Origin of the sequence: Actinokineospora alba, assembly GCF_004362515.1 — a bacterium.
Classification (GTDB): Bacteria; Actinomycetota; Actinomycetes; order Mycobacteriales; family Pseudonocardiaceae; genus Actinokineospora; species Actinokineospora alba.
Window position 1 is genome coordinate 762,106 of the sequence record NZ_SNXU01000001.1, and the last position, 12,124, is coordinate 774,229.

Consider the following 12,124-nt stretch of genomic DNA (forward strand, 5'->3'; position numbering starts at 1 on the left):
CCAGACTCTGGTTCCAGCCGAACACTACCGTTGTGGGCAGTGGCGGGGATCGCCCAAAGGGCTGTTCGGCGTATATAGGCGACCTGGGAGAGAAGTGCTGCTGACTGGCACGGAAACGCGCGTTGTCGAATTACGCGTGCACGGGAACATGGGCACCAGTGCCGAGTCGCTGGTTTCCGCCGTCGCCGCGGTCGACGTGGCCGGAGACGGGGTGGGCCGCATCGTGCGCCCGGCCGACCGGCTGCTGCGGCCGGCGCCCGGGCCGGTGCTGCGGGCCGAGGGCAGATCCGTGCCGCGCATTGTCGAAGGATACGTCTGGGGCGCGATGACCTCAGGCGGGTGGGCGAAGGCGACGTGGGCGCTGCTGTTCCCGTTCTCGCTGGCCAACGTCGCGCACTGGATGCTGCCGCCGATCCCGAGCGGGAGCCGGGTGGGCACGCTGCTGGGTGTGCTGAACCGGTCGCTGCTGCGCTTGGCCGCCGTGCTGCTGACGATGCTGCTGGTCGGGCAGGCCGCCGTGGTGAGTCTCGACCTGCTGGCCGCGCAGTGCCTCGCGCCGGGTGCGGACTGCCTGACGTCGGTGCCCGACCTGGTGCGTGAGACCTACCCGATGCGGCAGGTCGCGGGGCTGCTGCCGGTGCTGCTGGCGGTCCTGGTGCTGCACCGCATCTCGGGTGTCGCCTGGGAGACCGCCGACTCGCCGAACCCGCCCGCGGCGCGGCCGAACACCAAGGTGGTCCTTCCCGGGCGCAACCTGGTCGCCGACCCGGACACCCCGGCCCTGCGGACGCTGCACCTGGTGTCGGCGCTGGGCACGGTGGCGCTGCTGGCCCTGGGCGGGCCGTTCGCGATGCCCGCGCAGCAGTCCGACCGGGTGCTCTGGTTCGGCGTTCTCGGCGTGCTCGGCTTCTGTCTGCTGGCGGTGCTGACCCTCGACGATCCGCGCGGCGCCGTGCCGGAGCGCGCGGGAAAGCTGCTGCGGGCGGTGCTGGGCCCGGTGAGCCGGGCGGTGCTGCTGGCGGTCGGCGTCATGCTGGTCCTCGGCGCGGGGGCGCTCGTCGAACTGCCCGCGACCGGCCTGCCGGGTGCGGGGGCGACCGTCGAGGCGGTGGCCGGGGCGCTCATCGGCGCCGTCGTGCTGCTCGGGGTGCTGTTGGTGCCCGCCGCCCTGATCGCCCGGCGCACGTGGTCGGGACTGCCGCGCGACCTGCGGCCGTGGGCGGGCGGGTGGATGTCGGCGCCGGTGCTGGCGGTCGCGGGGCTGCTGGGTGGCGGTTTCGGCGCGGGGCTGGCGATCTCGGTGCGCAAACTCGTCGGGACCGAGGGGATCCGGCTGCCGCCCGGGTATGAGCAGGTGACGCTGCTGTGGGGCGCGGGCGCGGCGATCGGTCTCGTCGTGGCGCTGCCGGTGGTGGCCTGGGTGGTCATCAGGTACCTGCGCAGGCGCGGGCAGCACGAGGTCGACCTGCTGCACCAAGGCAGGCCGCGCGACCGGGTCCGCGCCGACCGCGCGTGGCACACCGCCACGTGGCAACGCCGAAACCTGCACCGCCTGCTGCTGACGGGGGCGAGCGTCCTGGCGCTCGGCGCGGGCATCGCGGTCACGACCCGCGTTCTCGGCGTGCAGCCGCCGGTGTGGATGGAGCCGTTCTCCGCGGTCGGGATCGTCGCGCTCGGCCTGCTCGCGGTGTCGCTGCTGCGCGCGGTCTACACCGCGGCGACGGACCCGGCGCTGGGCAGACGGCTGGGCGTGGTGGCCGACCTGGCCTGCTTCTGGCCGCGTGAGGCCCATCCGACGGTGCCGCCGTGCTACGCGCTCAAAGTCGCCCCGGAGCTGGCGGCGCGGGTGAGCTACCACCTGCGGGACCCGAACACGCGGGTCGTGCTGACCGGCCACAGCCAGGGCGGGCTGCTGGTGGCGGTCACCGCCGCGCGGCTGCTGGAGTCGCTCAACGAACCGGAGCGACAGCGGGTCGGGATCGTGACGGTGGGCTCGCAGCTGCAATGGGCTTACTCGCGCGCGTTCCCCGCCGTGGTCCCCCACAGCTCGCTGAGCACGCTCGCGGGCGAACTCGGCACCCGCTGGCGCGCCCTGTGCCGCGGCACCGACGCGGTCGGCGGCGCGGTGACGACGTGGGGCAGGCAGGTGTGCGGCGACCGGCTGCTCGGCACAGGTTTCCGCCCGGACGGCACGGTCGGACCGCTGCCCGCGGCCACGCGAAGCCCGACGGGCGCCTTGGTTCTGGGCGGCGACCACTGGCTGCCGGACCCGATGCGCGGCCCGTTCCCGGCGCGGCGGTGGGCGGCGGGGGTGCTCAAGCACGGCAACTACACGGCGGACCCGGAGTGGGACCGCGCGGTCGCGATGGCTGCGGGGCTCGACCCGGAGGAACCGGAATCGTCGGGTCTGCCCTGGCCGAGCGCCGGGACGCGCTGAGGCTTTCCCTGGAAGGAGCGGTCTTGGCGACAAAGGTGTCATTCCTGGTGGCCCGGCTGATCGAGGGCGCGCTGATCGTCCTCGGCGTGCTCGTCTTCGTCTCGGACAACATCACCTACATCGCGCTGTGGGATCTGCTCGCCTTGGTCTACCTGGGAATCCGCGTCGCACGCCTGATCCGCGACAAGCGGGCCGGGGCGGAGAACCTCGACTGGCTGCACAGCATCCTGGGACGGCGGGCGGGTTCGTTGTTCACGCTGTTCACGAGCCTGGTCGGGATCACCGCCGGGCTGACCATCGTGATCGGCACCGAGGACGCGGACACCGCTCTGGTGGCGAAGGTGGTCGCCGTTCCCGCCGTACTGCTCGCGTGGGCGATCCTGCACTTCGGCTACGCGGAACGCTACGCGCAGGCCTACTACGCGGCGCTGCCCGAGCGGATCCTGGTGTTCCCGGCCACCGAGCAGCCCAGGTTCCTGGACTTCGCCTACTTCTCGTTCACCGTCGGCACTTCGTTCGCCGTGTCCGACGTCGAGACGCGGACTCCCGCGGTGCGGCTGCGGATCCTTGCCCACAGCGTCCTGTCGTTCATCTACAACACCGCGACCCTGGGTATCGCGGTCGGCGTGATCACCGGGAAGTGACCTGGACCAGGCTGGACTCCAGCAGCCGGTCGGCCGCCTCGCCACGCCCCACGTCGGTGAGCAGTCCGGCGGGTGCCAGGACGTAGTCGCGGTCGACCACCACCCGCGCGGTGCGCAGGACCGGCCGCAGAATCGGGTCGGCGCGCAGTGTCTCCTCCACCCGCGCGAGCCCATCGGCGGTGGCGTGCCGGAAGACGCCGCCGGAGAGCACCAGCAGGCCCGCGCCGCGCGGACCCAGTTGCCCGTCGACCAGCCTCAGGTGCCGCCGGACGGCGAGGATCGCCGCCAGCGACGCCAACCGCAGGTCCACTTCGGACTCTTCATCGGTCGACGGGATGAAGTCGACGTCGGCCGCCCGGTGTTTCGCCGCCGCGGCAAGGTCTTCCGAACCGCTGACCAGCCGTTCCACGACCGCCTCGGCGACGATCCCGGGCGCCGACCAGCGCATGCCGATGTCACCCTCGACCGTGCGCCGGTCCGCGGGCAGCGCCACCGTCGTGACCCGCTCACCCTCCACAGTGGACACTGCGGAGTACACGTCGGTCGTCGCGCCACCCACGTCGACGACGAGGACCGCGCCCTGTTCCTCCTCGCGCGCCAGCACTCCCGCGAGCCGCGAGACCCCGGTGAGCACCGCGTCCGGGGTGACCGTGCGGACCAGCGACCGGAACCGCGGCCCACGGGAGAGCCCCTTGCCGCCGATCACGTGACTCAGGAATGCCGCCCGGATCGCCTTGCGTGCCGGTCCGGGGGCCAGCTCTCCCACGTCGGGCAGGACGTTGTCGGTCGCCACGACGCTGCGGCCCGCCAGCAGCGCCAGCGCCTCATCACGTGCTTCGGCGTTGCCCGCGAGCACGATCGGCACCGTGATCCGGTTGACCGCCAGCTTGCGCGCGTTGTGCAGCAGCACCCGCTGGTCGCCGCCGTCGGTCCCGCCGACCAGCAGCACGATGTCCGGGCGGTCCGCCCGCAGCGCCCGGATTCCGGCGCCGTCGAGGTCGCCGCTGGAGACGTGGACAACCTTCGCGCCTGCCGAAAGAGCCACCCGGTAGCCGGCTTCGGCGCTCACCAGCCGCTCCTGGCCGACGACCGCGAGCCGCAGGCCCCCACCCGCCGACGAACACGCGAGCACCTCCGCCTCCGCCGCGCCGAGGGCCGACGTCACCGCGGCGACGCCGTCGAGCACCTCCGGGGGCGTCGTCTCATGCTGGGCGGTCCCCAGCAGGTCGCCGTCGGGCGACACCAGGGCGCCTTTGGTCCACGTCGAGCCGACGTCCAGGCAGAGCAGGGGCACGAGCGCGAATCCTACTTGTCGACGAGCTCGCGCTTCCCGAGCACGGAATTGCGCCTGCTGTAGACGAAGTAGACGACCACGCCGAGCGCCATCCAGATGCCGAAGCGCAGCCAGGTCAGGACGGTCAGGTTGAGCATCAGCCACAGGCACGCGCCGATCGCGAGCAGCGGGACGAGCGGCACCCACGGGACGCGGAACGCGCGCGGCAGGTCGGGCCGGGTGCGGCGCAGGACGATCACCCCGGCGGAGACCAGGATGAACGCGAACAGCGTCCCGACGTTCACCATCTCCTCGAGCTTGTCGGCCTCGAAGAACGTCGCGGCGATCGCCACGAGGGCCGCGACCGCGATGGTCGCCCGCGCGGGGGTGCCACGGCTGCCGGTGTGCGCGAGGCCGCGCGGCATCAGGCCGTCGCGCGACATCGCGTAGATGACCCGGATCTGGCCGAGCATCAGCACCATGACCACCGTCGTCAGACCGGCGAGCGCGCCGACGGAGATGACCTGGGCGGCCCAGTCGACGTCGTTGAGGGCGAACGCCGTGGCCAGGGTCTTCTTGTCCTCGGTGCCGTCGGGCTTCACCGTGGTCGCCAGCTGCTGGTAGGACACCATGCCGACGAGCACCAGCGACACGGCGACATAGAGCACGGTGACGATCGCGAGCGACCCGAGGATGCCGCGCGGCACCGACCGCTGCGGGTTGACTGTCTCCTCGGCGGTGGTGGCCACGATGTCGAACCCGATGAACGCGAAGAACACCAGCGACGCGGCGGCCAGCAGCCCGAACCCGCCGAACGCGCTGCCCTCGTGGCCCGCGATCAGCGAGAACAGCGACTGCTCCACACCCCCGCCCGACCCGTCCGTCGGCGGCCGCGCCTCCGGGATGAACGGTGTGTAGTTGGCCGCCTTGACGAAGAACAGCCCCAGCACGATCACGAACAGCACGATCGCGACCTTGATCCCGGTGATCACCATGCTGACCCGCGAGGACAGCTTGGTGCCGATGCCGAGCAGCATGGCCAGGGTCACCACGAGCAGCAGCGCACCCCAGTCGACGGCGAAACCGGCGATCTTGACCACGGTCGCCGTCGTCGCCGAAGAGTCGAAGCCGACGACGTAGCCGAGGACGGTGTTGAGGTACACCGACCACCCCTTGGCCACCGCCGCCGATCCGACCGCGAGTTCCAGCACCAGGTCCCACCCGATGATCCACGCCATGAACTCGCCGAACGTGGCGTAGGAGAACGTGTACGCACTGCCCGCGACCGGCACCGTCGAGGCGAACTCGGCGTAGCACAGGGCCGCGAGCGCACAGGCGATCGCGGCGAAGACGAACGCCAACGAGGTCGACGGGCCCGCGAGGTCACCGGCCGTGCGGGCGGTGAGCGTGAAGATCCCGGCACCGATGACGACAGCCACGCCGAAGACCGTGAGGTCCCAGGTGGAGAGGGTGCGGCGGAGTCTGGTGTCGGGATCGTCGGTGTCCGCGATCGACTGCTCCACCGACTTCGTGCGCCACAAACCGGTCCCAGGCATGCCCACGAGGCTAAGCCGGCGCGAATGCGGTTGCAGGATGGTGGGTCCGGCTTGTGATTCTGGCTACGGGCTTTGCGGGGGGCCGGTCGGGCCGTTCAGCTCCGCCCACTCCCACCCAAACGCAACGGGCCCACGAAAGCGCCCGTTGCGTTATGGCGGTCGAACTACCCCGACCCCGGGTTAGACGGGGGCGCGGTAGAGGTCGGGCTCGAGGTAGATCAGGCGGGCAGCGGGAACGGCGGCGCGGATGCGGGCCTCGGCCTGGTCGATGGCCTGGGCGATCTCGGCCAGGGTCAGGTCCGCGGCGAAGCCGATCTTGGCGGCGATGAGGAGCTCGTCCGGCCCGACGTACTGGGTGCGGATGTGGATGACCCGCTCGATCTTGCCGCTCACCAGGCTGGCCTCGATCGTCTCGGACTCCGACGCCGTGGCGCCCTCGCCGATCAGCAGCGACTTCATCTCGATGATCAGGATGATCGCGATGATCCCGAGCAGCACGCCGATGCAGATCGTGCCGATCGCGTCCCAGACCGGGTCTCCGGTCAGGACCGTCATGCCGACGCCGAAGAGGGCGAGGACGAGGCCGAACAGGGCGCCCGCGTCCTCCAGCAGCACGACCGGCAGCTCCGGGGTGCGCGACTGGCGGATGAAGCCCCACCAGGTCGCGTCGCCCTTGACCTTCTTGGACTCCACGATGGCCGTGTAGAACGAGTAGCACTCCAGGCCGATCGCGACCACCAAGATGATCACCGCGACGATCGCCGACTTCAGCGGCTCCGGGTGGCTGAGCTTGTGGATGCCCTCGTACAGCGCGAACGCCGAACCGAGGGTGAACAGCATCAGCGCGACGATGAACGAGTAGAAGTACCGGTCGCGGCCGTAGCCGAACGGGTGCATCTTCGTGGCGGCGCGCTGGGAGGTCTTCTGCCCGAGCAGCAGCAGGCCCTGGTTGGACGTGTCGGCCACGGAGTGCACGGACTCCGCGAGCATCGACGACGATCCCGTCACCAGGAAGCCGACGAACTTCGCCACGGCGATACCGGCGTTGGCGAACAGCGCGGCCAGAATCGCCTTGGTGCTACCCCCTGCGGACACGGGCTCTCCTCAAACTAAGTCCGGTATGTCGGGATGAGACTAAAGCGTGTCGTGCGCCGGTGACTCGGCACCCACGGTCGCGATGAAAATCTGTGCCCGACCCGTCCCATCGGGACGCACCTTCAGTTCCGGGTCGGCGGCGGGCACCCAGATCGAGTGACCCCGGGCCAGGGTGATCTCGCCGCTGTAGCCCCGCACCGTGACAGCTCCCTCGGTGCAGACGACGATCTGCGGACGCCCGCTCGGCATCGCCACCTCCGCCCGGTCGTCGTCGGGCCATTCGATCCTGGACAGCTCGAACTCGGCCGCGTCCGTCCGGTACGTGCGCAGCTCGCCGTCGTGGTCGCCCGTCGTGACCGGCATGTCGCCGCAGCGGAAGTCGAGAACCCGCAGCAGTTCCGGGACGTCGACGTGCTTGGGGGTGAGCCCGCCGCGCAGGATGTTGTCCGAGTTGGCGAGGATCTCCACACCGGTGCCATGCAGGTAGGCGTGCAGGTTGCCCGCGGGCAGGTAGATCGCCTCACCGGGCCGCAGGACCAGCCGGTTGAGCAGCAGTGCCGCCAGCACACCGGAGTCGCCGGGGTAGCGCTCGCCGAGTTCGAGCACCGTCTGGCATTCCAGGGTGAACTCGCCGTGCTCCTTCATGTGCCGCACGCACGCGTCGAACAGGTCCGGCAGCAGGCTTTCCAGCGAGGTCTGCGGCAGCGTGATCCACGTGGTGAACAGCGCCCGCAGACCATCGGGGTCAGGCTGGTCGCTCAGCAGGTCGATGTAGGGCGACAGGCTGGGGGTGCGCACGGCGTCGAGGAGGGCGACCGTGCGGTGCGGGTCGCGGAAGCCCGCGAGCGCGTGGAACTCGGTCAGCGCGCACACCAGTTCCGGCTTCGCCGTCGGATCTGGGTAGTTGCGTTCCCCCGCGTCACGCGCGATGCCGAGGGCCTCTTCGCGCGCGTACCCGTCTGCGGCCTGCACGGCCGACGGGTGGGCCTGCAGGCTCAGCGGCTCCTCGACGGCGAGGATCTTGAGCAGGAACGGCAGCTTGTTGCCCCAGCGGGCGGCGTTCTCCGCACCGAGCTGGCGCTCCGGGTCGGCTTCGATGCAGTCGATCAGCGAGACGTCCGTGCGCGCCAGGTGCGACGGGTCGCCAGGGTGGGCGCCCATCCACAGCTCCGCCTCCGGATGCGGTGCGGGCACCGGCTTTCCGAGCAGCTCGGCAATGATCGTGCGCGACCCCCAGGCGTACGGGCGCACAGCATTGCGCAAAAGCTCCACTACGACTCCATCCTCATTCCACCAAGAACTCGCCTGATCCGAATCAGGCGTTAGTGGGCGCGTACGGCCCCGATCCCCCCGCGGTACCCGCCGCCAGGCCGAGATAGAGCGCGGCGAACTCGAATCTGAGCGCGAGCACGGCGGCGAGCGTCGGCTCGTCACCGGTCACCTCTTCGGCGATGGAAAGCAGGTCGGCCCCGGGCAGCGTCGCCGCGGCGTGGGCGCGCGCCGGGTCACCGGGGACCGAGCGGACCGCCAGGAGCAGCACGCGCAGCGCGGCGGCGGGGCCGTCGACGTCGTCCGGGTCGGCGAACACGTCGCGGCCGGAGGTGGCGGCGACGGCGGCGCGGTGCAGCGCGGTTCGGCTCATCGCCTGCGGGTAGCCCGCGACGTCGCACACCGCCTCGGTGTGGGTGGCCAGGACCTGCGCGGCGTGCCTGCCCACGGCGGACGCGACCGGGTCGAGTCCCCACAGCAGCGGCGTGTGGTCGGCCAGCCGCAGCGCGAGCGACTTGGCCGGGTTGACGAACGACTCGTGCTGCATGTGGTCGCGCTCGGCCTCTTTGTCGAGCTCATCGGCGAGGGCGTCGATGTCGACCTTGAGCAGGCCCAGCGAACGCAGCGCGAGCAGACCCGACGTGAGCGCCTTGGCGAACCCGAACCCCGGCGGCACGCTGATACGCGGGGTGATCAGCACCGCCTGGCCCGCCGCGGCGGCGGCGACCGGCCCCTCCTCGGGGGCGGTCAGCACGATACTCGCGCCGAAGCGGCCCGCGCGGGCGATCGACTCGGCGAGCACGGACTCACCCGCGTCGTCGGTGTGCGCGATCACGACGTCGAGCGGGCCGATCCAGTTCGGCACCTGGTCGGTGACCACCAGCGGCGCCGGGCACGACGGCAGCAGCAGCGCGGCGAGCAGATGCGACACGGCCGGACCCAGGCCGGGCCGGGTGACCAGCACGATCGCGCGGGGCTTGAACCCCTCCAGCTGCTCGATCTTCGCCTCGGCGGCGGCATCGGCGGTCGCGCGCACCTGGGCCCCCGCGAGCGCGGCGGCCCGCAGCAACCCGTGCGTGTCGACCTCGGCCAGCCGGACGGCGTCGTCCAGCAGGCTGTCGTCGGGCAGCGCGGTCACTGGTCCGCCGGCTGCTCGCCCGGCTCGATGGCCTCGTCGAGCAGCAAGACGGGGACGCCGTCGTCCACTCGGAACTGGCGACCGCACTCGGTGCAGGTCAAGGCGTCGGCGTCGGGGTCGGCGGGCGTGCCGACGACCAGTTTGGCGTGGTCATCCGACGGGCACGCGAGGATGTCGAGCAACTGCGGGTCCAGGTCGACTGCCATGGTGGTCCTCCTCGTGGTCTGAGTGTCCCAGGGCGGGGCGGCTCCCGCTCGGTCAAGATCAGCGCCGGTCAGGCCCGCACGATGGCCAGCACCTCGTCGCGCAGCGCGGCCACCGCGGCGTCGTCGGCGGCCTCGACATTCAAGCGCAGCAGCGGCTCGGTGTTGGACGCGCGCAGGTTGAACCACGCGCCGTCCGGCAGCTGCACGGTCAGGCCGTCGAGCTCGTCGAGCTCCACACCGTCGCGTCCGCCGAACTCGGCCTTGATCGCGGCGAGCCGGTCGGCCTGGTCGGCGACGGTCGAGTTGACCTCACCGGAGGCGGCGTAGCGGTTGTACTCGCGGGTGAGCGCCGAGAGCGGGCCGTCCTGCTCGCCGAGCGCGGCCAGCACGTGCAGCGCGGCCAGCATGCCCGTGTCGGCCTTCCAGAAGTCGCGGAAGTAGTAGTGCGCCGAGTGCTCGCCGCCGAAGATCGCCCCGGTGCGCGCCATCTCCTCCTTGATGAAGGAGTGGCCCACGCGGGTGCGGACCGGCTTGCCGCCGTGCTCGGCGACGATCTCGGGGACGGCCTTCGAGGTGATCAGGTTGTGGATGACCGTGCCGCCCGGGTCCTTGGCCAGCTCGCGCACCGCGACCAGCGCGGTGACCGCGCTCGGGGACACCGGCTGGCCGAGCTCGTCGACGACGAAGCAGCGGTCGGCGTCGCCGTCGAAGGCCAGGCCCGCGTCCGCGCCGACCTCGACGACCTTGGCCTGCAGGTCGACGATGTTCTTCGGGTCTAGCGGGTTCGCCTCGTGATTCGGGAAGTTGCCGTCGAGCTCGAAGTACATCGGGATGATCTCGATGGGCAGGCCCTCGAACACGGTCGGGACGGTGTAGCCGCCCATGCCGTTGCCCGCGTCCACCACGATCTTGAGGGGACGGCTGCCGGAGAGGTCGACGAGCTTGCGCAGGTAGACGGCGTAGTCGGCGAGCAGGTCGCGCGTCTCGACGGCGGCGGTCTTGCCGGAGCTCGGGGTCTGCGCCTCGACATCGCGGCGGATGTCGGTGAGGCCGCTGTCCTGGCCGACCGGGGAAGCGCCCGCGCGGCAGAGCTTGATGCCGTTGTACTTCGCGGGGTTGTGGCTCGCGGTGAACATCGCGCCGGGCAGGTTCAGGCTGCCGGAGGCGTAGTAGAGCATGTCGGTGCTGGCCAGGCCGATGTTGATCACATCGACGCCCTCGCCCGCCGCGCCCTCGGCAAACGCCTCGGCCAAACCGGGGGACGAGTCGCGCATGTCGTGACCGACGACGATGGTCGGACCGCCGACGAGTCGGGCGAACCCGGCTCCGGTGGCTCGGACGAGGTCGGCATCGATCTGCTCGCCGACGACGCCGCGGATGTCGTAGGCCTTGAAGACGCCGGACAGGTCACGCACTGATGCTCCCAGGGGTCGGATCGGCGGCGCTGCGCTGCCACCTACGATGCCTCCGGCAGCCTACCGGCGGGGAACATCCCGGCAGTACCGACCGCGAAATCAATCGTTGACTGGGTCCGGGAGGACGCGGAGGTGGCCGCGGCGGAAGCCCATGCCTGGGTCGGGGGGCTCGATGGGCCGGTCCACGCGACCAGCCTCGCGGACGGCCTCCGCCAACGCCGTCAGGTCGTCCACCGTCGGCTCCGGCAGGGCGAACTCGCCGTCATGCCGGACGACCTCCCACCCGCGCGGCACGGTCAGCCGCAGGGCGTGCTCCTCGCACAGGTCGTAGCTGTGCGGTTCGGAGTAAGTGGCCAGTGGCCCGACGACGGCGGTGGACTCCGCATAGGCGTAGGTCAGCGTGGCGACGGCCGGGTTGAGACACCCGGTTCGCGAACACCGTCTCACGCTCCGCACGATCGGTGACCATAGCGCCTCCGAGGGTTCGCACGACGCAGACGCGCCCACGACACGCCCTCCTACCCGCCGTCGTCGCCGCGGGCACGCCCAATCGGCGCAGTGGGGCGACCGCGTAACCTGCTCTCCGTGGTGACAGCTCGCAGTTCCCGGCGGCGCGGACGACGCAACCGCGATCGACATGGCCGCGGTCTGCGCGGTCCGCTGTTCCCGTCGACCCTGCCCGCGGCCAGCACGCGCGCGGAGAAGTTCGACGCGCTCGTGCTCGACGCGCTGGAACCGATCGAGGCCCGGTGGCGCACGGAGCTGACCAAGCTCGACGTGGCCGTCGACGACGTGCCCGAAGTCCCCGACGGCACCGCGCCCGACGGGGTGCTCGCCGACAGCGGCGTGCCGCTCGCGCGCCTGGTGGCCGCCGGTGTCGACCGGCGCGGACAGCCGACCCGCGCCCGCATCGTCCTGTACCGCAGGCCCCTGGAGGCCAGGGCGAAGGACGGCGCCGACCTGGCCGACCTGATCCACGACGTCCTCGTCGAGCAGGTAGCCAACTACCTCAACCTCGACCCCGGCGTAATCGACGGCGAATCCTAAGCTTCGCGAGTCGCCCGCTCCGGCAAGTGAGTCGCCCGCTCCGG

11 protein-coding genes are annotated in these 12,124 nt (G+C 71.4%); 3 read left to right on the forward strand and 8 right to left on the reverse strand.

Going from position 1 to position 12,124, the window contains the following annotated elements:
* Window positions 1-148: 148 nt before the first annotated feature.
* The gene (locus C8E96_RS03475; protein ID WP_228770170.1) at window positions 149-2,437 is read left to right on the forward strand and encodes an alpha/beta hydrolase family protein; all 2,289 of its coding nucleotides are present in this window, start codon (window positions 149-151) and stop codon (window positions 2,435-2,437) included.
* Window positions 2,438-2,460: 23 nt separating this feature from the next.
* Window positions 2,461-3,081 (forward strand): DUF1345 domain-containing protein, encoded by a 621-nt coding sequence (locus C8E96_RS03480; RefSeq protein WP_091381590.1) that lies wholly within the window; start codon window positions 2,461-2,463, stop codon window positions 3,079-3,081.
* On the opposite strand, the gene C8E96_RS03485 is transcribed toward C8E96_RS03480, so the two are convergent.
* The 8 genes from C8E96_RS03485 to C8E96_RS03520 all read right to left on the reverse strand — a co-directional run bounded on the left by C8E96_RS03485 (window position 3,068) and on the right by C8E96_RS03520 (window position 11,489).
* On the reverse strand, window positions 3,068-4,375 hold the full coding sequence (locus C8E96_RS03485) for a glutamate mutase L (RefSeq protein ID WP_091381588.1): 1,308 nt from the start codon (window positions 4,373-4,375) through the stop codon (window positions 3,068-3,070). The two genes, C8E96_RS03480 and C8E96_RS03485, sit on opposite strands and share 14 nt — an antisense overlap.
* An 11-nt stretch (window positions 4,376-4,386) precedes the next feature.
* On the reverse strand, window positions 4,387-5,910 hold the full coding sequence (locus C8E96_RS03490) for an APC family permease (RefSeq protein ID WP_091381586.1): 1,524 nt from the start codon (window positions 5,908-5,910) through the stop codon (window positions 4,387-4,389).
* A 180-nt stretch (window positions 5,911-6,090) separates the two neighbouring features.
* Window positions 6,091-7,005, reverse strand: a complete 915-nt coding sequence (locus C8E96_RS03495) for a cation diffusion facilitator family transporter (protein ID WP_091381584.1) — start codon at window positions 7,003-7,005, stop codon at window positions 6,091-6,093.
* Between the two features lie 39 nt (window positions 7,006-7,044).
* Window positions 7,045-8,277 (reverse strand): mannose-6-phosphate isomerase, class I, encoded by a 1,233-nt coding sequence (gene manA, locus C8E96_RS03500; RefSeq protein WP_091381582.1) that lies wholly within the window; start codon window positions 8,275-8,277, stop codon window positions 7,045-7,047.
* Window positions 8,278-8,320: 43 nt separating this feature from the next.
* Window positions 8,321-9,412: a phosphoheptose isomerase family protein gene (locus C8E96_RS03505; protein WP_228770169.1), complete on the reverse strand. Its 1,092-nt coding sequence runs from the start codon at window positions 9,410-9,412 to the stop codon at window positions 8,321-8,323.
* Window positions 9,409-9,618, reverse strand: coding sequence for a Trm112 family protein (locus C8E96_RS03510; protein WP_091381580.1), 210 nt, complete (start codon window positions 9,616-9,618; stop codon window positions 9,409-9,411). Before C8E96_RS03510 ends, C8E96_RS03505 begins: the two co-directional genes overlap by 4 nt.
* 68 nt (window positions 9,619-9,686) lie before the next feature.
* Complete coding sequence (locus C8E96_RS03515) at window positions 9,687-11,033, reverse strand: phosphomannomutase/phosphoglucomutase (RefSeq protein ID WP_091381579.1); 1,347 nt, start codon at window positions 11,031-11,033, stop codon at window positions 9,687-9,689.
* Between the two features lie 99 nt (window positions 11,034-11,132).
* The gene (locus tag C8E96_RS03520) at window positions 11,133-11,489 is read right to left on the reverse strand and encodes a DUF3499 domain-containing protein (RefSeq protein ID WP_187220878.1); all 357 of its coding nucleotides are present in this window, start codon (window positions 11,487-11,489) and stop codon (window positions 11,133-11,135) included.
* Window positions 11,490-11,618: 129 nt separating this feature from the next.
* Between C8E96_RS03520 and C8E96_RS03525 the strand changes: the two genes are divergently transcribed.
* Window positions 11,619-12,080: a metallopeptidase family protein gene (locus C8E96_RS03525; protein ID WP_091381575.1), complete on the forward strand. Its 462-nt coding sequence runs from the start codon at window positions 11,619-11,621 to the stop codon at window positions 12,078-12,080.
* The last annotated feature ends 44 nt before the right edge of the window (window positions 12,081-12,124 follow it).